Here is a 21,900-nt window from a genome sequence, read left to right as displayed (position 1 = left end):
AAACTCTTTGTATTTGCTCAGGATGCCACGCAGCTTCGCACGAACAGGCGGCGCTGGCTCGGATGCACATGCCGGTCGATCGCCTGCTTGAGGCATTCGACGCGGGCCTCCGCCACGCACAATTGCATCTTGTCGCGCGCCTCGCGGTGCTTGAGATGCCTGGCGGCGATTTTCTGGCGGCAGGCATCGCGCTTGCTGACGCGAACCGCAGACTTGGCGGATTTTTGCGCGCCGTCGTTCGGCGCGGCGTAAGCGAGCTTGGTGGGGGCCTGCGCCTCCGGCGCCGGGGGCGTGTACTGGATCGGCGAAGTCTGGGCCAGCGCGGCGTAAATCGAAACCGCGAGCAGTCCGGCATAGACCACAGGGGTAATGATGCGCATGGTGTCTCCGTCCTGAGGGCCGCGTGCTGGAACACGCATTGCGGTGTCGGGCGAATCCATTCACCTGACATTCACAATGAGTCAGGATTGGGGCGCTTGGCAAGAGTTCCGGAGCCCCCGCCCGGTTCACGATCGGTTTATGCGGTGCGCCCCGCATATTCCTCGTCGGTGACCTTCTCGAGCCATTCGGCGGCGACCCCGTTCTGCAACTCCTGCATCGCCAGATGCACCATGCTGTTGGTCGGCGAAGCGCCATGCCAGTGCTTCTCGCCGGGCGGGATCCAGATCACGTCGCCGGGCTTGATGGTGCGGATGCGATCGCCCTCGCACTGGATCAGCCCGCAACCGGACAGCACATAGAGCGTCTGCCCAAGCGGATGGGTGTGCCACGCCGTCCGCGCGCCGGGCTCGAAGCTCACCTTCGCCACCTGCAGCCGCGCCGGAGCCGGCGCCTGGATCATCGGGTCCATCCAGACCGTGCCGGTGAAATACTCCTCCGGCGGCCGCCGCGAGGGCACGTCTCCGGGATGCGTGATCTTCATGCGCTTCTCCTCATCTCTCGAAGTCAGCCTAGCAAACAACTTCGCCCGGTAAAGCCACTCCCGCCCGGCTATCGGTCGAGCGCGGGATAGTGACGGAAAATACCATCGGTGTTGAACGGAATGCGCCGCTCACTTCGTAGATAAGCGGCGATGTTCGGCCGCGCGCCGACGCGGTCATGCAACGCGACAAGGCACGGAATATTCCGCTCGAAGCGCTTCGTGCGTTTCGGGAAAGCATAGCGCAGCCCCTCCACGATCTGAAATAGGGACAAATCAACATAACTCACCCGGCGTCCGTCGAGATAAGGCCCGCCGCCGCGCGCCGCGATGTCCTCGAAGTAGCCTAAAAATTTCGGCACGCGCGATTTCCAGAATTCGTCCGAACGCTTCACCGCCTGTGGCCGCTGGTCCTCATAATAGAGCGTCGGCCCGAGCGGATGGTGGGTGTCGTGAATCTCGACCACGAAATCGGTGATCGTGAGTTGCAGCTGATGCAGGCGCAGCCGCCCCGCCTCGGACTTCGGCGCAAGGCCGTGACGCGTGCCGAGATAAAGCAGGATGTTGGCGACCTGCGCGATGACCTGCTTGTTCGCTTTCAGAAATGGCGGCGCGAACGGCGGCGGATCGAGCCGCCGGTTGTTCATCATCGCCATCATCCGCTTTTCGCCACCCTTGCGGCGGGCGGCATCGACATACTCCGCACCCGCCTCCTCCAGAGCGAGCCGCACATATTCGCCCCGCCCCTGAATGGTCGGCCAGTAAAACAGTTCATATGTCATTGCCCGGCTCCGTTCCGTTCGCAGTCAACGATACGGAACCGGGATTGTTTCGCCAGCGCGCGCCAATAAAAAAGACGCCGCGCGAACGCGGCGTCTTTCGGTTTCGTTAGGCTGCGATCCTTAGCTGGTCTGCTGGATCGCCGACAATTCCCAGTCAGCGCCGGGGCGGCGCACGAAGGTCCAGATTTCGGTGACCTCCTGCGGCGTGTCGCTGCCCTCAATCATGCGGCCGCTGGAACGCTCCATCGTCTTGTCGACCAGCGAGAAGTGCATCGCCACCGTGGCGTAGTCCGTCGAGCCCTCGCGCCAGGCTTCTGCAAGATCGCCCTGCAACAGCTTGACGTTCGTGACCTTGTTGATCACGCCACGCGAGGAATTCGACGCCAGATCCTGCGACATGTACGACACCATCTCGGGGGTCGCGATCGCATGCAGGCGGTTCATGTCCTCGTTCGACCACGCCTCCTGCACCTCGTTCAGGCGGCGCTCGAACACTTCGTAATCGGCGGGCGTGATCTCAAGCGGCGCGCTGCCGCTACCCGCCCCGAAACCGAAGCCGGTGCGGGCATAGCTCTGCCCCGCATTCGGATTCGGCGGCGGCGCGTTATTGGCATAGGACGGCGCGTTGCGGTTCGCCCACCACGACATCGCAAGCCGCACCACGAAGTAGATCAGCGCGAGCTGGATGACGAGGCCGAGGATCGACGACAGCCCGCCGAGCCCACCGAACAACCCATTGCCGAACAGCATGCCGAACAGGCCCGCACCGAGGAAGCCAGCGGCGAGACCGCCGAGCAGGCCGCCACGGTTGAAGAAGCCACCACGGTTCGCCGTGTTGACCGGCGCGGTCGTGTTCGGGGTGATGGTCCGCTGCATCGGCTGGGCCGCGTTCGGCGCGGTCCGCGTCGGCGGCGGCGGCGCGAACGTCCGGCTGCCGCGCGAGCCCGAGCTGAAGCCGCCGCCCACCCGCGCATCCGCGGCGGTCACGGTCAACGTCAGCGGCATCGCCACGGACAGAATAACAACAAGGGTCTTGAGCAAGGCGCGAGCGCGCTGCGAGACGATCATGAACAATCCTCCATCCCCGCCATGGGGACGTAGCACCAAAATGGTGAATTCGGGACAAAAGGGAAGATGGGAACGAGTGCATTCCCTGCGTCGGTCGGTCGCGGCGGGGGGCCTTGCAGCGTCAAATCGTCAGCCGTTCATCGTCTCTTTGACCGCGCCGACAAGCTGACTCAGCGTGAAAGGCTTGGGCAGGAAGGCGAACTGCTCCCCGTCCGGCAGGCTCTTTTCAAAGGCATCCTCGGCATAGCCGGACACGAAGATGATCTTCAGCGCCGGGTTGGTCTTGCGCATCGCCGCCAGCATGGTCGGGCCGTCCATTTCCGGCATCACCACGTCGGAAACGACAAGATCGACAGTGCCGCCCTCGGCCTCGAGGGCTTCCAGCGCATCCAGCCCATTCTCCGCCTCGATCACGGTATAGCCGCGCGAACGCAGGCCGCGCGCGTTCAGCGAGCGCAGGCCGTCCTCGTCCTCGACCAGGAGGATGGTGCCCTGCCCGGTGAGATCGGCGGGCTTGGCCTTCGCCGCGGCCGCCTCGGCCACCGGCGCTTGCGGCTCCGCATCCTTCTCGACGATGTGGCGCGGCAGATAGATGCTGAACATCGTGCCCTGTCCGGGCGTCGAGTCCACATAGATGAAGCCGCCGGTCTGCTTGACGATGCCATAGACGGTCGAAAGGCCAAGGCCGGTGCCCTTGCCGACTTCCTTGGTGGAGAAGAACGGCTCGAAGATCTTGTCCACGATCTCCGCCGTCATGCCGGTGCCGGTGTCGCTGACCTCGATGCGAACGTAATCCGCAGCCGGCATGCCCTTGGCCTGCAGCCGCGCCACGTCCTGCGCCGAAACATTGCTGGTCTTGACCGCGAGCTTGCCGCCTTCGGGCATCGCGTCGCGCGCATTGACCGCGAGATTGACGATCACCTGCTCGAATTGCGAGACGTCCACCTTCACCGGCCACAGATCGCGGCCGTGGACGACATCGAGCTTCACCTTCTCGCCGATCAGGCGCTTCAGCAGCATGGTGAGATCGGACAGCGCGTCGCCAAGATCGAGCACCTGCGGGCGCAGCGTCTGGCGGCGCGAGAACGCCAGCAACTGCCGCACCAGCGTCGCGGCGCGCGTGGCGTTCTGCTTGATCTGCATGATGTCCTGGAACGACGGATCGGTCGGCTTGTGCGCGTTCAGCAGGAAATCGTTCGCCATCATGATGGCGGACAGCACGTTGTTGAAGTCGTGGGCGATGCCGCCCGCGAGCTGGCCCACCGCCTGCATCTTCTGCGACTGGGCGAACTGGTTCTCCAGTTGCCGCTTCTCTGTCGTCTCCAGCAGGTAGACGATCGCGACTTCCGCATCGCGCTCGTCATGCTCGACCGACGTGACGAAGAACTGGCCCCAGCGGTCCTTGTCGCCGTCGAGCATCGCCTCGACCGGCGGAATATCGCCCTGCCCTTCGGTGGCGCGGCCGAGGATGGCCGTGACCTCGCCACGGTCGCGTTCGTGCACCACAGCGAAGATCGATTTGTTGGCGCTCGCTTGCGCCGACAGGCCCTGCGTCAGCTTGGCGAAGCGTGCATTGGCGCGAACGATCTGGCCGTCGCGATCCACCGTGGCGATCGCCATCGGCGTGTGATCGAAGAAGCGCATGAAGCGCACTTCGGCCGCGCGCTGCGGATCGGCATGCTCGTCGCGGGCACGGTTGATGACCAGCGTGCGCGAGGCGCCCGGCACGCCGTCGGCGCCGAAGGCGAGCTTGTGGTAGAGCCGCGCGGGCATGGTCTTGCCGCTGCGCATCCGCAGATCGACATCGAACACTTCCGTTTTGACTTCGCCGGGCTCCGGCGTGATCGAGGTGAGCAGCGCCGCGCCGTCGCCCGACAGAATGTCGGTGAGCCTCAACCCGCCGGACCCGATTTCCGCCAGATCGTAGTCGAGCCAGTTCGACAGCGTGGCGTTGACATAGGCAAGGTCGCCGCCCGGCGTCACCGAGAAGAACCCGCACGGCGCATGATCGAGATATTCGATGGCGTGCTGAAGTTCCTGGAACACGTCCTCCTGCCGCTCGCGGTCGCGGGTGATGTCGGCGACCGACCACACCGCGTAGCGGGATTCACGGCGGCTGTGACCGAGCGGCTGCACCCGCATCCGTAGCCAGCGCGCGCCGCGCTCGGCATCGGTGACGCGGACCTCCTCCTGCTGGCGCTTGCCTTCCTTGGCCGCCTTCAAAAGCCGGAACACCGCCTCTGAAACATCGGGGTTGCCGATGAACACCCGCTCGACCGGACGCACCTCCTGCGCGTTCGCGGCGCCCGTGAGGGCCAGATAGGCGTTGTTGTAATAAACGATGTGACCGCGCGCATCGGTCACCGCGAGCCCGTCGAAGGCGTTATCCGCCATCGGCTTCATGAGCGGGTTTTCTGCGCCCCGGTCAGCGAACCGCACGATCCCGGCGGCGAAGGCAAACAGCGTGAACAGGCCGACCATCGCCAGCAGGGAAATCAGTCCGAGGATGAACGGCTGTGCATGGCTGCGCCCGAGCACCATGAAGGCCACCGCTGCCGCGACCACCGCGACCGCGATGATGAGGACGAGCGCGATGCTGCCGCCCCGCCTCGCGGGCTCGGCAGAGACGAGATGATCCGGCTTGCCGGGGGTCAGGTCTGCCTTCATCGGGTGCCGCCAAAGCGGGTTGAAGCGGGTTGCGACACGAAAAGTCCTGGTCCGAAGTCCTTGAGTCCATGCCGCGAGGTTCGGAAAACCAGCGCAGAATAGGCCCTCAGTGCCTGAATCGGGGTCTGCAATGCAAGCGCCACGTCAGTCCGGTCCTCAGTTTCGCCGTAGGCTTCGCTTCAGCTTCATGACGTAGCCGATGACCTCGGCGACCGCATGGTAATGTTCCACCGGAATCTCGTCGTCGATCTCGACGGACGCATGCAGCGCACGCGCCAGCGGCACGTTCTCCACCACCGGAATATCGTGGGCCGCCGCAACTTCGCGGATCTTGAACGCGATCAGGTCGACGCCCTTGGCAACGCAGATCGGCGCGGGCATGCCGCGCTCGTATTTCAGCGCCACCGCGTAGTGGGTCGGGTTGGTGATGACCACAGAGGCGGTCGGCACCGCGGCCATCATGCGCTTGCGCATCCGCGCCACGCGCAGGGCGCGAATGCGGCCCTTGATGTGGGGGTCGCCTTCGGACTGCTTGTATTCGTCCTTCACTTCCTGAAGCGACATCTTCTGCCGCTCGAACCAGCTCCGGTACTGGAACAGATAGTCCAGCGTGGCGACGATCGCGAGCATCGCCACCACCGTGCCCATCAGCTTCAGCGCCATCGAGCGCGTCAGGTCGAGCATCAGGCTGGGATCGATCCGCACCATCACGTCGGCGCGTTCGTGCTCGGGCCACATCACCATCGCCATCACGACGCCGAGGACGATGACCTTGAACAGCCCCTTGGCGAAATTCGCCGCCGCCTGCTTGCCGAACAGCCGCTTCGCGCCCGACATTGGCGACAGTTTGCTGAATTTCGGAGTGATCGGGTCGACCGACCAGACCGGCCGGTGCTGGATGAGATGGCTGCCGACCGCAGCGACGATCAGCAGCGCGAACGGAATGCCGAGCGCCGTCAGCATCACGGTCTCGAGCCGCCCTACCAGAAGCAGCAGGCTTGGCCCGTCGGTTTTCATCTGCCCCGCATGTTCCAGCAGGTTCTTCAACGGCACCGTAAGTTTGTTGGCGATCGATCCGGAGAACGACGACATGATGAAGGTCGCGCCCGCGATCATGAACCAGGTGTTGACCTCGATGCTCTTGGCGACGTCGCCGCGTTTGTGGGCATCTTCCAGCCGTTTGGCCGTGGGGTCCTGTGTTTTGTCCTCGTCGCCTTCCTCTGCCACGGCCTACCCTCCGCCGCTCACCGGCGCGAGCTGGTGCATCACGCCGCTGAAATAAGTGAGGAAGGTGCCCATCACGGCGACGAGAACGACGCCGAGCAGCAGGAAGCCCGCAAGAATCGAGAGCGGGACGCCGACGAAATAGACCTGCATCTGCGGCATCATCCGCGCCAGCATGCCGAGGCCGAGGTTGAAGACGAGACCGAAGATGATGAACGGCGCCGACAACTGCACGCCGATCTTGAATGCGACGGTGAACGCCTTCGTCGCCAGCGCCGCGACATCGCCGCTCGGCATCAGTTCACCGGGCGAGAACAGCGTGTAGCTGTCGCTCAGCGCCGCCAGAACGAGATAGTGCGTGTCGGTGGCGAAGATCAGCGCGATGCCGAGAATGGTGAGAAAATTCGCCACGATCACAGATTGCTGGTCCTGCGTCGGATCGACCGCCGTGACGAAACCGAGCCCCACCTGCTGGGCGATGATGGAGCCCGCCACCGAGAGGGCCGCGAGCGTGAAGCGCGCGGTCGCGCCAAGCACCACGCCGACGATGATCTCATGAACCATCAGCACCATCACGGACGTCATGGACGACAGATCGACGTGATAGGCCGCGCGATGCAGCGGCAGCATGATGAGCGTGAGCATCAGCGCAATGCCAAGACGCAGGCGGACCGGGACGTTGGCTTCGCCAAATCCCGGCAACAGCATCATCATCGCGCCGATACGGGCGAAGACCAGCATGAAGGTCGCCGCCAGTGCCGGCAGGAATGAGATGTCGATGCGCATGGCTGCCGCATAATCTGTCTTATCCGCCGATGATTCGCGACGAAATCCGCATCATGTGGCTGTGCATCGCATCCGCCATGAAGGGCAGCGCGACCAGGAGCGTGATGAACACCGCCAGAATTTTCGGCACGAACACCAGTGTCTGTTCCTGGATCTGCGTCAGCGCCTGCACCAGCGAGATCGCGACGCCGACCACGAGGCCGACCAGCAGGACCGGCGCCGAGACCAATACGATGGTCCAGATCGAATCGCGCGCCACTTCGAGAACTTCAGGGCCGGTCATGTCTGTCTTCCTTGGGTAAGAGCGAAACGATCGATCAGATCGGCATCTTCATGATGTCTTCGTAGGACTGGATGACCTTGTCGCGCACGGAAACGAGCGTGGACACCGCGACATCGGTTTCGGCGACCGCCGTGACCACGTCCATCACGTTGGCCTTGCCGGACGCCATCGCCACCGTCTGCGCATCGGATTTGCGCCCGGCGTCGAGCACGCCGTTCATCGCTTCCTTCACCAGAGAACTGAATGAGGGACCACCGCTGGTACCGGCGATCTTCCCTGCCCCGCCGGAGCTCGTGGCGGAGTCCATGATGCGTGACAGGCTTGCATAGGCGTTGGCTGCGACTGAAGGCGTTGCCATGATTGAATCCCTTCCGATCAGGCCTTGAGGATGTCGAGAGTGCGCTGGATCATCCGGCGCGTCGCGCTGATGATGTTGAGGTTGGCCTCGTAGGACCGCTGGGCCTCGCGCATGTCGGTCATTTCGACCAGCGAATTGACGTTTGGATATTTGACATTGCCGTTGGCGTCCGCCGCCGGGTTGCCCGGCTCATGCTTGATGCGAAAGCTCGACGTGGTGTCGGTCTTGACCCGGCCGAGCGACACCACCTGCGCGTCGAGCGTGCGGTCGAGTGTCGAGGAGAAGGTCGGCACCTTGCGCCGATACGGATCGCCGCCCGCGGTGCTCGCGGTCGAATCGGCGTTGGCGATGTTTTCGGAGATCACCCGCATCCGCCCCGCCTGCGCACGCAGGCCGGAGGTGGCGATGCTCATCGATTTGAGGAAGTCCATGCTTTCAGCCATGACGCATCTCCCTAGCGCTTGCCGATGGCGGTTTTGATGAGATCGAGGCTCTTGGTGTAGAGCGAGGTGGCGGCGGCGTAGTCCATCTGGTTGGACGCCACCTTCAGCATTTCGTCCTCGATATTGACGGCGTTGCCCGCGGGCCGCGTTTCGTAGCCGCCGGTGTTGGAGCCGAATGTCTCGCTGACGCCCGCCGCCTGGATGTGATTGGCGCTGGTGCGCACCATCGAGATTTCATGCATGCCGTTGATGCCGGTCTTGTCGAAGGTCGGCTCGACCAGATCGCGCGGGCGGAAGTTCGGGGTATCGGAATTGGAGACGTTTTCGGCCAGAACGCGCTGGCGCTCCTGATGCCATTGCATCTTGGTCCGCAGCATCGACAACATCGGAAGATCGGTGATCGCCATGACGGCCTCCGCCGGATGCGCTTCGGCCTCACGCCGCAGCTAGGCAGAATTTGCCGCCTGTATGGTTAACGGAGAGTTAAAATGACCGCCGTCGTTAACCTGTTGTGACGTGGCTATGGCGGCCCAGCCCATTCATTTTCAACAGGATTGCGTGATAAGGCCCGCTAAGTGCCTGATATCGCGGCCTTGAGGGTTGGGTTTGACCGATTCCTGGTTTATGAAGAGGGCCAGTCTCCGGTATTTTTCGGCCGGAACAGATTAACGGATGGCACGAAACTCCTTCCCGATCGGGTGGTTGTTTCGATGCCGGTCCCAAAACTCGAAGCCATCGGATTCCAACGAGGACACACCGGATGTCGCAGATAGTATGGATTTTCTTCGCCATCCTGATCGTACTGGCGCTGATCGGCGCGGCCGCCTACCTCGTGCGCCGCTTCGCCGGACGCGGAATCGGATCGAGCAACAGCCGGGGCCGGATGCCCCGCCTCGCCGTGATCGACGCCGCCGCCGTCGATGGCCGCCGCCGCCTCGTGCTGGTGCGCCGGGACAATGTCGAACACCTTTTGATGATCGGCGGCCCGAGCGATATCGTCGTCGAGCCGAACATCGTGCGCAGCGGCGCAACGCGGGATGCCGCCGCCCCGCGCACTCCCGCAGGCACCGAACTGCCGCCGCGCGTTCCTCTGCCGGATACCAACTGGCCGGAGCCCGCAAGCGACCGCGCCGAATCCTTCGATTTCCCTGAGCCGACCATGGCGCCGCCCGCACCGCGCCCGGCGCGGCCGTCGCTGAGCGACGATCTGCGTCGCGGTCCTTCGCTCGCACCCGAACGCCCCCGCGACGACACCCTTGCCGGGCCTGCACCGGAGCCGATCGTCCGCCCCGAACCGGCGTTGCGCGCCGAACGCCCAGCGTCACGTCCGTTGCCGCGCAGCGAGCGGCTGGAGCCTTCCCTGTCGCGCACGCCGCGCCTCGACACCGCTGCGCCCGTACGCCCCGCGCCGCGCGCGCCCGAGCCGGTTTCGGCCGCCGACCAGAACCTCGCCGAAATGGCGCAGCGGCTGGAGGCAGCCTTGCGTCGCCCAAGCACGCGCATCGAAGCGACCGAGACGCGCACCGTCAGCGTGAATTCATCGGAACGGATCGGCGCGCCTCCGGTGGCGCCGGAAGCACCCGCGCCCCGCGCGGCTTCGCTCGATGCCCCCGATGAAGCCGAACCGGCCCGCCCCGCCTTCGAGAACCTCGAAGACGAGATGGCGAGCCTGCTCGGCCGCCCAAAGAACCCGACGTGAGGTCGGCGAAACTTCCGCGTAGAGTTCTTTTCCTTTCCGTCCTGATCGCCGCAACGCTGGCCACGCCTGCGTTCGCGCAGGATATCAGCATCAATTTCGGCCAGGGCGCGGATGGCGGCGGCGTCACCGCGCGCGCGATCCAGCTCATCGCGCTTTTGACGGTGCTTTCGGTCGCGCCGTCAATCCTCGTGATGATGACGTCATTCACCCGGATCGTGGTGGTGCTGTCATTGCTGCGCACCGCGATGGGCACCGCGACCGCGCCGCCGAATTCGGTGATGATCGCGCTGGCGCTGTTCCTCACCGGTTTCGTGATGGGCCCGGTGCTGCAAAAATCCTATGACGACGGCGTCAAGCCGGTGATCGCCAACCAGCTCACCGTCGAGCAAGGCCTGCCGCTCGCGATCGCGCCGCTGCGCGGCTTCATGCAGAAGAACGTCCGCGAAAAAGACCTCAAGCTGTTCATGGACCTGTCCCGCGAGCCGCCGCCGGCCACGCCCGACGAGATGTCGCTGCGGATTCTCATCCCCGCCTTCATGATCTCCGAACTCAAGCGCGCGTTCGAGATCGGCTTCCTCTTGTTCCTGCCGTTCCTCATCATCGACCTCGTGGTGTCGTCGGTGCTGATGTCGATGGGCATGATGATGCTGCCGCCGGTGGTGGTGTCGCTGCCGTTCAAGCTGATCTTCTTCGTGCTGGTGGACGGCTGGTCGCTGGTCGCTGGCAGTCTGGTGCAGAGCTACGGCGGCGGCTGACGCGCAGCGTTACTTCGCAGACGAGACTTTTCCGACGATCGCGGGCAATGCGCCCGTGGTTTCCGCATCGCCGGGTATATGCGGGATCTTCGCGCGCGCCACGGCATCGGGGAAACGTTTGCGCATCTCGCGCAGGAAACCGTCCAGCGTATCGACCGTCGCCGCCATTTTCGCGATGCGTTCCAGCGCCGCCGGATCGGCCGAACCCGGCTTTGACGCGATGTCGAAGGCGTGGCGATCGGCATCGGTCGTCATCTTCGGTCCGTACTTCTCACGCCAGCGCGACAGGCCGAGCGCGTCGTTGGCAAGCGCGTAGCCGATCGCCGCACGAATGACGTCGCTCTTTTCGCTATCGGTCAGCGGCTGGAAATCGCGCCAGCGCTGGCCGTACAGGACCTCGATCTGCTCGGCCGATTCCCGCCACCGCCGCGCGGCCCAATAGATATCCGAACGCAGCCGGATCGCTTCGCGGCCCTGCACGTTCGCGATCAACTCCAAAGCGAGATCGTAACGCCCGACATCGCTCTGCGCGCGGCTCTCGAGCAGCAGACGCTGCTGGCGCACCTCGCCCGCAAGATCGCCGATGCGCGTGGAGCGCAACGCGGCGATGGCGCGCGCCGGCTTGCGGTTCATCAGATAGATCATCGAAAGGCGCGCCGCGACCTGCGCTCGCGCCGCGCCCTCGAGGCGATGATCGATCTGATATTGCAGAAGCTCGCCCGCCTGATCGAGCAGGTCGACCGCCACGAGGCGATCCGCGAGCCTGCGGATCATCTCGTCACCCCGACGGCCGATCGGCGTGAGGTCGCGATACTGGTAGAACAGGCCGAGCGCCTTGATCGGCGGCAGGCTGTCGCCCTTGTCGCTCAGGAACAATTGCGCGAACAGCGCCGATGCCTCATCCTGCATCTGGCGGGAGACTTCCGAATTGGGCCGCAGCCGTGTCGCGGTCATCGCCGCCGCGAACGCCTCGGCATAGCGATCCTTTTCGGCATAGAGATGCGCGAGCATCTGCAGATTCTTAATCTCGGTCTCGTCGCCGCGCCACAGCACGGACAGCGTTTCGAGATCGTTCAGCGCCGCGTCCGGCTCGATCTTGTTGTTTCGCTGCAAGAGCGCGATCTCGTCCAGCGCCGCCTCCGCCGCCGAAGGCCGGTCGCTTGAGGCGCGCACCGCGCGATAATCGGCCAGCGCATCGCGGTCGCGCCCGAGCGCCTCGGCGAGACGGCCGCGTAGCAGCCGCAGGCGCATCGCCTGTTCCGGCATCGGACCGATCGTCTGAAGATCGTTGCTGCGCGCGGCGGCGCCATCATAGTCGCGCACCTCCAGCGAGGCCTGCATCGCCTCGATCAGGATGATGCGCTGCAGATCGAGCGGCAAAGAGATGATCGCGGACCCGACGTTCTTGAACTTCTCCCGTGCGTCGGCCCATTTCTCCTGACGCGCCGCCGCCAGCCCCTTCCACAATTCCGAATCGAAGGAGCCTGCGATCACCGGATTGTTGAGATCCTTCATGGCGGGCTCGATGCGGCCCACCAGAATCTCTGCGACCGCGCGCGCCATCAGCGCCGGCTGCATGTTGTCCTGCGCCTGCGGCTTCAACAGCGCGAGATCGAATGCGCCCTTGGCCTCCTGATAGAAGCCACGCGCCAGATAGAATTTTCCAAGAGCGAGATTGGCCGCAAGACGCTTGTCGTCCGGCGCATTGGAAGCCGCGTCGATCAGTTCGTCGAGGCGCGGCAGGAAGCTTGCCTTCTGGTTCTTGCTCCACTCGGCCGGATCGAACACCGCACCGCCCGGCGTGCCCGTGCGATCAGGGGATGCCGTCGCCGCAGACAGCGTCAACCCACCGGGCTTGCTGATGACGATCTTGTCCGGCCGGGCTTCGACACTGACATCGTCCGAATTCGTCGAGACGGCGACGCCCTGCACCGATTCCAGCAACGAGAATTCCACAAAATTCTGCGGACGCAGGAAGCCGCGCACAGGCAGCGGCATGGTCACCACTGACAGCGTGTCGCCGACTTCCGGATCGTGGAAACGCAGCAACGGACCGGGCTGTGAAATCGCGATGCTGATATTGGCGCGGGTCGGGTCGCCGACATTGCGCTCCGCGACCAGCGGCTGCGAAGCCGCGATGTCCTGATCGGCGAGCGTCAGCACGAGTCCTTGCTGGTCGCCCGAAAGCGACGCCAGTTGCGGCCGGTTGAGCTTGATGCGGATCGCCTGCCCGCCTTGTACTGGCACGCTCTCCGCCGCCGCGATCAGCGCTCCGCCTTCGGTCTTGATCGGCTGCAGATCGAGCGGGCCGTTATCCGCTACGATCATCCAGATCGAGTCCGCGCGCTTGAATAAAGCCGTCGGCACGCTGCTCCCAAACGGAAACGTCACCTTGAAATTGGCGCTGGTCCGCTTGGCGACGACACCCTGCGGGGGATGGTCCGCCGCCACATCCTTGGGCGCGGGCGCTTGCGGCGCAGGTGCCTGCGGCGCGGCCTTGGCCGCCGCCGCGTCGGGCACTCTGGGAAGGTCCGCGGGCTTGGACGCCTCGGCCTCCTTGGGCTTGCGTGGCAGGTCGGAGTGATCGTCGGCTGCCTTTGGCGCTGCTGGTGCCGGCGGCGGCGCCGTGGTCGCGGCAGAAGCTGCGGGCGCAGCCGCGGGAGCGGCGGATGCCGCCGGTGCCGTTGCAGCGGGCGTTGCAGGCGCAGCAGGTTTCGCAGGCGGCGCGGCAGCTTCCTGCTTCGCCGCCGGTTGCACCGCTGCCGGGCGCGAGAGCGCCGGATTCAAGGCCATGCCCGCCTTGCCGGTGTCGAAGCCGATATCGACGATATAATTGCGCTCCTCGCGGAAGCCGTGAACATCGACCTCGCCGATCAGCGCGATCTCCACCGCGGAATTGTCGCCCGAGATCGACTGCTTCATGCTCTTGATGTTCGAAGGCGCCGCGACCTGGGCGTCGGCGAGATCGAACGTCAGCGGCGCCGAGAATGACAGCGTGTACTTGTCCGCATTGAGCGACGACGAGACGCTGACGCCTTCCGGCAGTTCAAAAACAAAACGCACGAATGTCGGCTGCACCGCCGTACGCACCCGTACCGGCGGGCGCTTCTCGGCGGCTTCGACCTTCTTCTGCATCCGCAGAATGCGCTCGGCGGCGAGCGCGCGTTCGGACAATTCCTTCACCACCTCGGCAGGCAGCGGCGGCGGCAGGCCGACCCATTTCTCCGGCAGCAGGTCGATATAGACCCGCTCGCCCGCCGTCATCTGATTGACGCGGACCTTCTGGTTGAGCGCGAGACGGATCGCAGCACCATCGGGATCGCGCCGCGCGGTGCCGACATAGGCGGGCACCGCATCGTTGAGCGCATCGACCGGCATATCGACCGGCTTGGCGAAGCGGATGACCATGATCGCGCCCGCCATCGACACTTCGGTCGGCACTTCCTCCGTGAAACGCAGCAGCAGGCGCGCGTAACCGTTCTCTTGAGTGAGCGTCGCCTCGCCCTTCACCGGATCGGCAACCGCCCGGCCCGGCCACGCCAGCGCGACAGCCAGCAGGGCAACCGAGAAGGCCGCACGCATGAAAGCGCGCGCCCGGACCAGCCGTCCGAACGCCCCTCGCCTTCCTATGGATTCCAACGCCGCCTGCCCGGCCATGTGGTCCGTCTCTTTGGCTCTCCCGAACGCCGGGGTCCGGATAACCGGACCACCCTAGAATCCTGCGTTTAACGCGCTGTTAATCATGGCGCTTCCGATTGCCTTTAATTGACCGGACGCCCCTCGATCTTCGGCAGGTCGGACAGCGACGCCGATTTCTCGCCGCCCGCCCGGCGCGCGATCTCCACCGTCAGCCGCTCGGCGTTTTCCGGCTGCATCTGGCCGACGATATCGGACAGCTTGCGCGGCGCGATCTGCGAGGCGATCTGGTAGAGAACGGCAATATCGAGGCGGTCGAACACCTTGGCGGCATCCTTCGGCTTCATGTTCTCGTACATCGTCACGAGGTCTTTCAGCTTCGCCGCCTCGGCCTTGGCTTTCTGACCCTCGGCCGCCGTGATGCGGGCTTCGGTCGCCTTCAATTCCTGCAGCTTGCCCTCAAGCTTCTGCTCGGCGGTCTTGACGAGATTTTCGCGAATGTCGATCTCGCGGGCGCGGGTTTCGATCTCCTGTCGCCGCGCCTGCAGCCGCTCCAGCACTGCGCGTTCCGAAGGCGACACCGCCGTCGCCGGATCCGGCTGCGCCGCGACGTCTTCGGGCCGGGTCGTCGAAACAGGGCTTGTTTCGGCAGGCTTCGACTCCGGAGCCTTCTCGACCGATCCGGTGATGTCAGACGTATCGAGCGTATGGGTACGGCCGGTCGGGAAGTTCAGGGTGCTCTCCGCCCAAGACTTCGGCCGCTGCGGGTCATCCCGGAAAATATATCCGCCATCCAGAACCAGGCCCGAGATCTTGAGCACGGCCAGACAACTGGCCGCGATCAAGAGCAGCGGGACGACCCGGAATTCGCGGAGCAGACTCTTCATGCAGCAAGACCACGCCGGCGTTCGGAGAAGGCCTGTGCCGCGGCGACCACCGACTTCGCATCGGTGCGCGCGGGTGCACCGCCCTCAGCCGAGGCACGGGCCGCCACCGCAATGTCGCAGAGCCGCTTGAGGATTTCGCTGCCGACCGCGATCTGCTTGCCGAGCGAGCCGGACAGATCGGAGGCCTCGGACAATTGCGCGCCGAGATTCTCATCGCATTCGCGCACGGTGACCTTGAGGCCGCCGATCGCGCGCTCGGCGATTTCGGTCGCGGTGATCAGTTCGGAGATCGTCGCCTTCAGCGATTGCTCGTCCGCCTTCAATATCTTGAGGCGCTTGTTGAGGATTCGGCAGTAGGCGATCGTCCATATCAGCAGGAGAGCAACGAGGCTCTCGATGGCCATTCCCATCATGTGGTTCATTGTGCCTCCATCAGTTTGGTTTGTTCGTCCTGCTTTTCGAACATCGCGTAGGTCGTGTGCGGCTTGTGCAGCGGCTTCGACACACGGATGGCGACGCGGTCGCCGACCCGGCCCATCCGGCCCTCGCTCAATGTCACGTCGCCGCAACGCACCGACACCATCGCATCGGGGCGGATATCGAGCGGCAGCGTGTCGCCCACTTTCAGCGACATCAACTGCTTCAGCGGCATGTCAGCTTCATAGAGCACCGCATCGACATACATTTCCGCCTTCGCGATCTCGGTGGCGAGATGGCCTTCCCAGATCGGGTCACGGCCGAATTTTTCACCCATGAACATCTGCAACAGCACGTTGCGGATCGGTTCGATGGTGGCGTAAGGCAGCAGCAGTTCGACGTTGCCGCCGCGATCTTCCATATCGACGCGCAGCCGCACCAGAATGGCGGCGTTGGCGGGACGGCTGATGGCGGCGAAGCGCGGGTTGGTCTCAAGGCGGTCGATGGTAAAGGTCACCGGCGACAGCGGCCGGAATGCCTGCTCGGCATCGGCCAGCACCACTTCGACGAGACGCTTGACGAGATTGGTCTCGATGGTGGTGTAGGGCCGGCCTTCGATGCGCAGCGAGGTCTGGCCGCGCCGGCCGCCCAGCAATACATCGATCATCGAATAGATCAGGCTGGAATCGACGGTGAACAGCCCGAAGTTCTCCCACTCCTCCGCCTTGAACACGGTGAGAACGCAAGGCAGCGGGATTGAATTCAGATAGTCGGCGAAGCGCACCGAGGTGATGCGGTCGAGAGAAACTTCGACGTTGTCGGAGGTGAAATTGCGCAGGCTCGTCGTCATCAACCGCACCAGGCGGTCGAACACGATTTCGAGCATCGGCAAGCGCTCGTAGGAGACCATCGCCGAGTCGATGATGGCGCGAATGCCGGAATGGTCTTCGAGATGGACTTCGCCGTCGCTGAAACCGAGGAGGTTGTCGATTTCTTCCTGCGACAGCACCCGCTCGCCGCTGGACTTGCCGCCGCTGATGCCGCGGCTGCCGCCATCGACCATGGCGGCCCATTGTTCCGCCATCGACTCCGTGAGTTCATTGGCGGCGGCTTCGGCAGCCGCCTCCTCCGGATCCTCCGAGTCGAGCGCGCCCTCCCATTGGGCGGCAAGGGCGTCCTGGTCGACGTCACCCGGCGTCATTGGATCACCACTTCCTTGAACAGCACGGCGTTGACATGCTCCGGCGCGATCGCGGCATTGACGCGCTTGGTCAGTTCTTCCTTCATCCGGAACAGACCGATCGAGCCATTCAGGTCATTGGCGCGCAGTTCGCGCAGATAGGTCTGGAACAGATCGGTGACGCGCGGCATCGCCGGCTTCACCTTCTCGACCAGCGGAGCCTCCTTCAGCTCCAGCACGGCCTTCACCTTAAGATATTGGATGCGCTCGCCCGGATTGCTGGCGAGGTTCACCAGCACATCGGGAACGTCGAGGAAGACCGGTGGCGGCGCGGCCTTGGCTTCCTCCTTGGCATGCTGCCCGTCATGGCCGCCGCGCAGGAACACGTACCAGCCCAGCCCGCTCACCGCGAGAGTCAGTACCACCGCGCCTGCAATCATGAAGATCTTGCGCTTGCCGCTCGGCGCAGCCTCAGCCGCGACCTCCTCGGTGCCTTCTACGACCTGATCCTCGTCTGCCATCGCCCGTCCCGTCAGGATGAGCCCGATGTGCCGAACTGGCTTGAATACGCGAGACAAAGGCCGCCGGCGCATGAGCGCCTTGATCGCTCGACGCTAGGTGCCAATGGTTAACGGTTTCTTTCTTTTGGTCCCGAACTGGGAAAATTTTGCCGGGCAAACATGGTCAACAAGACCTTATTGCCGCCCGCCCCGCGCCTCTCTCCTTCGCTTATCCATTTGAAATCCAACAGTTTTCGAAACTGGCACGACCCTCGCATTACTCAACCCGAACCGGCCGCTTGGGAGAGCAGACGGTTTAACGAACCGCCATCGGCTTTGGGAGAGGCCAATCGCGGTTTTGCAAGGGGAGAACTGCGATGGAGAACACGACTCTCATCGCGCTATCGCGCCAAATGACGCTTGAGCGGCAGCTCGACGTGGTCGCCAACAACGTGGCGAACGTCGGCACCAATGGCTACAAGTCCGATTCCTCGCTGTTCGAGGAATATCTGCGCAGCGGCGCTCATGAAGACAATTTCGCTCCCGGCAGCGACCGGCGCGTCAGCTTCGTGCAGGATCGCGCGACGGTCCGCGACTTTTCGCAAGGCCCGCTCGAGAACACCAAGAGCCCGCTCGATGTCGCCATCAGCGGCAAGGGCTTCTTCACGGTCCAGACGCCGGGCGGCGAGCGCTACACCCGCGACGGCCGCTTCCAGATCAATTCGCAGGGCCAGCTCGTCAACTCCAGCGGCTATCCGGTCCTTGGCACCAATGGCGTCATCACCTTCCAGCCGACCGACCACGACATCAAGATCACGGACGACGGCACCATCACGGTTCTGGAAGGCACGATCACCCAGACCGACTCCCTGCGCGGCAAGCTGAAGCTCACCTCCTTCGCCAACCGGCAGCAATTGCAGAAGGAAGGCTCGAACCTGTTCGCGGCGCCCGCGAACGTCACCGGGCAGGCCGACACTGTATCCACCGTCAAGGAAGGCTTCATCGAGCGGTCGAACGTCAATGCGATCGCCGAGATGAGCCGGATGCTGGAAATCACCCGCACCTACCAGAACATCTCGAACCTGATGCAACAGCAGGCGGATCTGCGGAAGAACGCGATCCAGTCCCTCGCCGACGTCCCGGCCTAAGGAGATTGAACAATGCGCGCTCTCTACACCGCCGCGACGGGAATGGCCGCTCAGGAATTGAGCGTCCAGGTCATCTCCAACAACATCGCGAACCTGCGCACCACCGGCTACAAGAAGCAGATGGCGAGCTTTCAGGACCTGCTCTACGAGCACGTCCAGCGCGTCGGCGCCCAAGCCTCCGATCAGGGCACGGTGCTGCCGGTCGGTATCGACATCGGCGGCGGCGTCAAGACCGTCGGCACGCCGCGCCTGATGACGCAGGGCACGCTGTCCCCGGTCGGCGGCGATCTCAACGTCGCAGTCCGCGGCGAAGGCTATTTCAAGATCCAGTTGCCGGACTCGACCTACGCCTACACGCGCGACGGCTCTTTCACGACTGACGGACAGGGCCGCATCGTCAACGCGCAAGGCAATCTGGTGCAGCCGACCATCTCGATTCCGCAGAATGCCTCGCAGCTCACGATCAACGCGCAGGGCCAGGTGTCGGTGATCCTGCCGGGATCGACCACGCCTTCGGTGCTCGGCCAGATCACCCTCACCCGCTTCATCAACAAGGCCGGCCTGCAGTCGATCGGCGACAACCTCTTTACCGATACGCCGGCCTCCGGCCCGCCGCAGGACGGCCTCGCCAACGCCGACGGCTTCGGTGACATCCAGCAAGGCAACCTCGAACAGGCCAACGTCGAGGTGGTGTCCGAAATCTCCGACCTGATCGCGGCCCAGCGCGCCTACGAGATGAACGCCAAGGTCGTCAGCGCCGCCGACCAGATGATGCAATCCACCACCGGCATGCTGCGCTAAGCCATGAGCACGATCATGACAAACACCATCGTGAAGACCGGCCTCGCCTTCGCCGCACTCCTGCTCGCCGCTTCGCCCGCTCTCGCGGACCCCGTGCAGGACGTGATCCACGGCCCCTCGCTGCGCGCCAGTGTCGTGATCTCGAGCGACGTGGTGCGAATCGGCGATCTCGTCGACAACGCAGGCACCGCCGCGCAGATCGCGATCTATCGCGCGCCCGACCTCGGCACCACCGGCATGGTGCGCACCGCGCAGTTGATCGAGACGCTGCGTGCCAATCAGGTGGTCGGCGTCGATACCCATAGCCTCAAGGAAGTCGCGATCACCCGCGCCTCGCGTCCGCTGCCCGCCAAGGACATCGAGCAGCAGGTGGCTAAGGCGCTCGCACATCGCGGTGGCCTTGGCGATCCCGAAAACCTGTCGCTCACCTTCGACCGCGAACTGCGCGACATCCAGCTCGATCCGGCGCTCACCGGCGAAATGATCGCGGTGGCCACCTATTACGACCCGCGCAGCGGCCGCTTCGACGTGCTGTTCGACATCGCCAGCGACACCTCGTCCTCGCCCGCGAAGCTGCGCTTCACCGGCACCGCGATCGAGACCGTGCAGGCCGCCGTGCTGATGCGGCCGATGGAGCGCAACGACATCATCAAGGCATCCGACGTCAGCATCGAGCGCCGTCCCAAATCCGAAGTGGGCTCCGATGGAGTTTCGCTCGACCGCGCGATCGGCATGCAGATGCGCCGCGCGATGCGCGCCGGACAGGCGCTGCGGACCCTCGATCTCGCCAAGGCCGATCTGGTGACGCGCGATCAGGGGATCACGCTGATCTACGAGGCACCCGGCATCTATCTCACCGGCCGCGGCAAGGCGCTCGAGGCCGGCACCAAGGGCGACACTGTCAACGTCCTCAATCTGCAATCGAAACGTACCGTGCAGGGCATCGTGGTCGGACCGGGTCAGGTCGCCATCATCGCCGCCCAGCCGCGCGCCATGCGGCCCGCGACTCTCGCCGCCAACTCCGTCGCAACCGGAAAGATCGAGTAATGTACAGGCATCGAAAGCGTCATCTTCTCTGCACCGCTGCCGCACTCGCGATGATCGGATGCCTCGCCGGTGGCTGCTCCTCGCTCGAGCGCCTCGCCAATGTCGGCGAGCAACCGAAGCTGTCGTCGATCGACAACCCGACGACAAAGGCAGGCTACAAGCCGGTATCGATGCCGATGCCGACGCCGCAGCCCGCATCCTACAACCCCAACTCGCTGTGGCGGAACGGCTCGCGCGCCTTCTTCAAGGATCAGCGCGCCCATCAGGTCGGCGACATTCTCACCATCACCGTCAACATCACCGACAAGGCCAACATCGCCAACGAAACCCAGCGCAGCAGGTCCGGTACGGAAGATTCCAACATCACGAGCTTCTTCGGCGTGAAGAAGGTGCCCGGCACCAACACCTCGGGCAACATGCTGACGACGGATTCCACCTCCTCCACCGACGGCAAGGGTTCGATCACGCGGCAGGAAGCGTTGCAGACCAACGTCGCCGCCGTGGTCACGCAGCTTTTGCCGAACGGCAACCTCGTGGTCGAAGGCAAGCAGGAGATTCGCGTCAATTATGAAATCCGCGAACTGGTTGTCGCGGGCATCGTGCGGCCCGAGGACATCCAGAGCGACAACACCATCGACTCCAGCAAGATCGCGCAGGCCCGCATCGCCTATGGCGGGCGCGGTCAGATCACCGACGTCCAGCAGGCACGCTACGGACAACAGGTGATGGACATCCTGCTTCCGTTCTGATCGCGAACTCTCCCTTCGCGATCTTCCGAGCTCCCACGCCGATCCGTGAACCTAGGCATGGAAAGGCGTCTACGACGCGGCCTTCGCTAGCTCCCCTGGCGAAGGCCGCGGCCGTTTTACTGATGCGAGGAAACAGCGTTGTTATGGGCTTTTATGATTGCAGCCTTGCAAGTTCATGGACCGGAGACGCGGAACCTTCGGCGTCCTCGCTGATTTCAGTCCTCACAGAGGAGGAAATCATGAAAAAGCTATTGTTAGCCGTAGGATTCATTTCAGTGATGACGGTGCCGTCCATAGCAGCGCCGCAGGACTATTCAATCGTTCCAAACCCGCCCCGTTCAGCATCCTCCATGGATCGGTCGCGCGATCCAGCGGGCGTTACGACGGGATCATATTATGAGGGGCTGCGGTCGGGCCGCTATCGCCACTCGCGAGCGTATTACCGCAGGCACCATCATCACCATCATTATCGCTACTGGTAATAAGAAAAAGCCCGCCGCTCCGAGCATGGAGGGCGGGCTTGATGCTGGACTCCGGCTCTCATTTGGCGC

Annotated in this window: 22 protein-coding genes; 6 read left to right on the top strand and 16 right to left on the bottom strand. The window is 64.1% G+C overall.

The window, feature by feature from the left end; genetic code table 11:
- Positions 1 to 17: 17 nt before the first annotated feature.
- From AC1RNA_RS09675 to flgB, 11 genes are all read right to left on the bottom strand, one after another.
- A complete protein-coding gene (locus AC1RNA_RS09675) occupies positions 18 to 380 on the bottom strand; it encodes a hypothetical protein (RefSeq protein WP_492950955.1) in 363 nt (120 codons plus the stop codon).
- Positions 381 to 517: 137 nt separating this feature from the next.
- Positions 518 to 922 carry a (R)-mandelonitrile lyase gene (locus AC1RNA_RS09670; RefSeq protein WP_492950954.1) on the bottom strand — a complete coding sequence of 135 codons (405 nt, stop codon included), beginning with the start codon at positions 920 to 922 and terminating at the stop codon, positions 518 to 520.
- A 68-nt stretch (positions 923 to 990) separates the two neighbouring features.
- Positions 991 to 1,701 (bottom strand): glutathione S-transferase, encoded by a 711-nt coding sequence (locus AC1RNA_RS09665; protein WP_492950953.1) that lies wholly within the window; start codon positions 1,699 to 1,701, stop codon positions 991 to 993.
- A gap of 120 nt (positions 1,702 to 1,821) precedes the next feature.
- The gene (locus AC1RNA_RS09660) at positions 1,822 to 2,769 is read right to left on the bottom strand and encodes a Tim44 domain-containing protein (RefSeq protein WP_492950952.1); all 948 of its coding nucleotides are present in this window, start codon (positions 2,767 to 2,769) and stop codon (positions 1,822 to 1,824) included.
- Positions 2,770 to 2,898: 129 nt separating this feature from the next.
- Positions 2,899 to 5,436 (bottom strand): cell cycle histidine kinase CckA, encoded by a 2,538-nt coding sequence (cckA, locus tag AC1RNA_RS09655; protein WP_492950951.1) that lies wholly within the window; start codon positions 5,434 to 5,436, stop codon positions 2,899 to 2,901.
- A gap of 156 nt (positions 5,437 to 5,592) precedes the next feature.
- Positions 5,593 to 6,663 carry a flagellar biosynthesis protein FlhB gene (flhB, locus tag AC1RNA_RS09650; protein ID WP_492950950.1) on the bottom strand — a complete coding sequence of 357 codons (1,071 nt, stop codon included), beginning with the start codon at positions 6,661 to 6,663 and terminating at the stop codon, positions 5,593 to 5,595.
- Between the two features lie 3 nt (positions 6,664 to 6,666).
- Positions 6,667 to 7,446 carry a flagellar biosynthetic protein FliR gene (fliR, locus tag AC1RNA_RS09645; protein WP_009336954.1) on the bottom strand — a complete coding sequence of 260 codons (780 nt, stop codon included), beginning with the start codon at positions 7,444 to 7,446 and terminating at the stop codon, positions 6,667 to 6,669.
- Between the two features lie 19 nt (positions 7,447 to 7,465).
- Complete coding sequence (fliQ, locus tag AC1RNA_RS09640; protein ID WP_009336955.1) at positions 7,466 to 7,729, bottom strand: flagellar biosynthesis protein FliQ; 264 nt, start codon at positions 7,727 to 7,729, stop codon at positions 7,466 to 7,468.
- Positions 7,730 to 7,763: 34 nt separating this feature from the next.
- Complete coding sequence (fliE, locus tag AC1RNA_RS09635) at positions 7,764 to 8,087, bottom strand: flagellar hook-basal body complex protein FliE (protein ID WP_009336956.1); 324 nt, start codon at positions 8,085 to 8,087, stop codon at positions 7,764 to 7,766.
- A 17-nt stretch (positions 8,088 to 8,104) separates the two neighbouring features.
- The gene (gene flgC / locus AC1RNA_RS09630) at positions 8,105 to 8,530 is read right to left on the bottom strand and encodes a flagellar basal body rod protein FlgC (RefSeq protein WP_009336957.1); all 426 of its coding nucleotides are present in this window, start codon (positions 8,528 to 8,530) and stop codon (positions 8,105 to 8,107) included.
- Between the two features lie 11 nt (positions 8,531 to 8,541).
- Entirely contained in the window at positions 8,542 to 8,937 is a 396-nt protein-coding gene (gene flgB / locus AC1RNA_RS09625) for a flagellar basal body rod protein FlgB (protein ID WP_009336958.1), read from the bottom strand.
- Between the two features lie 353 nt (positions 8,938 to 9,290).
- Between flgB and AC1RNA_RS09620 the strand changes: the two genes are divergently transcribed.
- Both AC1RNA_RS09620 and fliP read left to right on the top strand, forming a co-directional pair.
- The gene (locus AC1RNA_RS09620; RefSeq protein WP_492950949.1) at positions 9,291 to 10,229 is read left to right on the top strand and encodes a flagellar biosynthetic protein FliO; all 939 of its coding nucleotides are present in this window, start codon (positions 9,291 to 9,293) and stop codon (positions 10,227 to 10,229) included.
- Positions 10,226 to 10,984 carry a flagellar type III secretion system pore protein FliP gene (fliP, locus tag AC1RNA_RS09615; RefSeq protein WP_009336960.1) on the top strand — a complete coding sequence of 253 codons (759 nt, stop codon included), beginning with the start codon at positions 10,226 to 10,228 and terminating at the stop codon, positions 10,982 to 10,984. Before AC1RNA_RS09620 ends, fliP begins: the two co-directional genes overlap by 4 nt.
- Positions 10,985 to 10,993: 9 nt before the next feature.
- Here fliP and AC1RNA_RS09610 read toward each other — a convergent pair whose 3' ends face one another.
- The 5 genes from AC1RNA_RS09610 to fliL form a co-directional block, all read right to left on the bottom strand.
- On the bottom strand, positions 10,994 to 14,641 hold the full coding sequence (locus tag AC1RNA_RS09610) for a tetratricopeptide repeat protein (RefSeq protein WP_492950948.1): 3,648 nt from the start codon (positions 14,639 to 14,641) through the stop codon (positions 10,994 to 10,996).
- Between the two features lie 104 nt (positions 14,642 to 14,745).
- Positions 14,746 to 15,507: a MotE family protein gene (locus tag AC1RNA_RS09605; protein ID WP_492950947.1), complete on the bottom strand. Its 762-nt coding sequence runs from the start codon at positions 15,505 to 15,507 to the stop codon at positions 14,746 to 14,748.
- Positions 15,504 to 15,929 (bottom strand): DUF6468 domain-containing protein, encoded by a 426-nt coding sequence (locus AC1RNA_RS09600; protein ID WP_492950946.1) that lies wholly within the window; start codon positions 15,927 to 15,929, stop codon positions 15,504 to 15,506. Before AC1RNA_RS09600 ends, AC1RNA_RS09605 begins: the two co-directional genes overlap by 4 nt.
- A complete protein-coding gene (gene fliM / locus AC1RNA_RS09595; protein ID WP_009336964.1) occupies positions 15,926 to 17,125 on the bottom strand; it encodes a flagellar motor switch protein FliM in 1,200 nt (399 codons plus the stop codon). Before fliM ends, AC1RNA_RS09600 begins: the two co-directional genes overlap by 4 nt.
- Positions 17,122 to 17,625, bottom strand: coding sequence for a flagellar basal body-associated protein FliL (fliL, locus tag AC1RNA_RS09590; RefSeq protein WP_492950945.1), 504 nt, complete (start codon positions 17,623 to 17,625; stop codon positions 17,122 to 17,124). Before fliL ends, fliM begins: the two co-directional genes overlap by 4 nt.
- Positions 17,626 to 17,981: 356 nt before the next feature.
- Here fliL and flgF point away from each other — a divergent pair, with 356 nt between their 5' ends.
- The 4 genes from flgF to flgH are packed head-to-tail and all read left to right on the top strand — an operon-like array spanning position 17,982 to position 21,349.
- Positions 17,982 to 18,752, top strand: coding sequence for a flagellar basal-body rod protein FlgF (flgF, locus tag AC1RNA_RS09585; RefSeq protein WP_009336966.1), 771 nt, complete (start codon positions 17,982 to 17,984; stop codon positions 18,750 to 18,752).
- Positions 18,753 to 18,764: 12 nt separating this feature from the next.
- Complete coding sequence (gene flgG / locus AC1RNA_RS09580) at positions 18,765 to 19,553, top strand: flagellar basal-body rod protein FlgG (RefSeq protein WP_009336967.1); 789 nt, start codon at positions 18,765 to 18,767, stop codon at positions 19,551 to 19,553.
- Positions 19,554 to 19,568: 15 nt separating this feature from the next.
- Complete coding sequence (flgA, locus tag AC1RNA_RS09575) at positions 19,569 to 20,600, top strand: flagellar basal body P-ring formation chaperone FlgA (RefSeq protein ID WP_492950944.1); 1,032 nt, start codon at positions 19,569 to 19,571, stop codon at positions 20,598 to 20,600.
- The gene (flgH, locus tag AC1RNA_RS09570; RefSeq protein ID WP_009336969.1) at positions 20,600 to 21,349 is read left to right on the top strand and encodes a flagellar basal body L-ring protein FlgH; all 750 of its coding nucleotides are present in this window, start codon (positions 20,600 to 20,602) and stop codon (positions 21,347 to 21,349) included. The genes flgA and flgH overlap by 1 nt, the downstream gene beginning before the upstream one ends.
- Positions 21,350 to 21,900 lie beyond the last annotated feature (551 nt).

This window comes from Afipia sp. GW821-FHT14H12 (assembly GCF_058803465.1).
Note: the sequence above shows the minus strand (reverse complement) of the source record. Positions and strands in the feature narration are given on the sequence as shown.

What these genes read in the sequence shown, in the direction of transcription:
- AC1RNA_RS09675 (WP_492950955.1), bottom strand. Translation starts at nt 380, where the DNA reads ATGCGCATCATTACCCCTGTGGTCTATGCCGGACTGCTCGCGGTTTCG.
- AC1RNA_RS09670 (WP_492950954.1), bottom strand. Translation starts at nt 922, where the DNA reads ATGAAGATCACGCATCCCGGAGACGTGCCCTCGCGGCGGCCGCCGGAG.
- AC1RNA_RS09665 (WP_492950953.1), bottom strand. Translation starts at nt 1,701, where the DNA reads ATGACATATGAACTGTTTTACTGGCCGACCATTCAGGGGCGGGGCGAA.
- AC1RNA_RS09660 (WP_492950952.1), bottom strand. Translation starts at nt 2,769, where the DNA reads ATGATCGTCTCGCAGCGCGCTCGCGCCTTGCTCAAGACCCTTGTTGTT.
- cckA (WP_492950951.1), bottom strand. Translation starts at nt 5,436, where the DNA reads ATGAAGGCAGACCTGACCCCCGGCAAGCCGGATCATCTCGTCTCTGCC.
- fliR (WP_009336954.1), bottom strand. Translation starts at nt 7,446, where the DNA reads ATGCGCATCGACATCTCATTCCTGCCGGCACTGGCGGCGACCTTCATG.
- fliQ (WP_009336955.1), bottom strand. Translation starts at nt 7,729, where the DNA reads ATGACCGGCCCTGAAGTTCTCGAAGTGGCGCGCGATTCGATCTGGACC.
- fliE (WP_009336956.1), bottom strand. Translation starts at nt 8,087, where the DNA reads ATGGCAACGCCTTCAGTCGCAGCCAACGCCTATGCAAGCCTGTCACGC.
- flgC (WP_009336957.1), bottom strand. Translation starts at nt 8,530, where the DNA reads ATGGCTGAAAGCATGGACTTCCTCAAATCGATGAGCATCGCCACCTCC.
- flgB (WP_009336958.1), bottom strand. Translation starts at nt 8,937, where the DNA reads ATGGCGATCACCGATCTTCCGATGTTGTCGATGCTGCGGACCAAGATG.
- AC1RNA_RS09620 (WP_492950949.1), top strand. Translation starts at nt 9,291, where the DNA reads ATGTCGCAGATAGTATGGATTTTCTTCGCCATCCTGATCGTACTGGCG.
- AC1RNA_RS09610 (WP_492950948.1), bottom strand. Translation starts at nt 14,641, where the DNA reads ATGGCCGGGCAGGCGGCGTTGGAATCCATAGGAAGGCGAGGGGCGTTC.
- AC1RNA_RS09605 (WP_492950947.1), bottom strand. Translation starts at nt 15,507, where the DNA reads ATGAAGAGTCTGCTCCGCGAATTCCGGGTCGTCCCGCTGCTCTTGATC.
- AC1RNA_RS09600 (WP_492950946.1), bottom strand. Translation starts at nt 15,929, where the DNA reads ATGAACCACATGATGGGAATGGCCATCGAGAGCCTCGTTGCTCTCCTG.
- fliM (WP_009336964.1), bottom strand. Translation starts at nt 17,125, where the DNA reads ATGACGCCGGGTGACGTCGACCAGGACGCCCTTGCCGCCCAATGGGAG.
- fliL (WP_492950945.1), bottom strand. Translation starts at nt 17,625, where the DNA reads ATGGCAGACGAGGATCAGGTCGTAGAAGGCACCGAGGAGGTCGCGGCT.
- flgF (WP_009336966.1), top strand. Translation starts at nt 17,982, where the DNA reads ATGGAGAACACGACTCTCATCGCGCTATCGCGCCAAATGACGCTTGAG.
- flgG (WP_009336967.1), top strand. Translation starts at nt 18,765, where the DNA reads ATGCGCGCTCTCTACACCGCCGCGACGGGAATGGCCGCTCAGGAATTG.
- flgA (WP_492950944.1), top strand. Translation starts at nt 19,569, where the DNA reads ATGACAAACACCATCGTGAAGACCGGCCTCGCCTTCGCCGCACTCCTG.
- flgH (WP_009336969.1), top strand. Translation starts at nt 20,600, where the DNA reads ATGTACAGGCATCGAAAGCGTCATCTTCTCTGCACCGCTGCCGCACTC.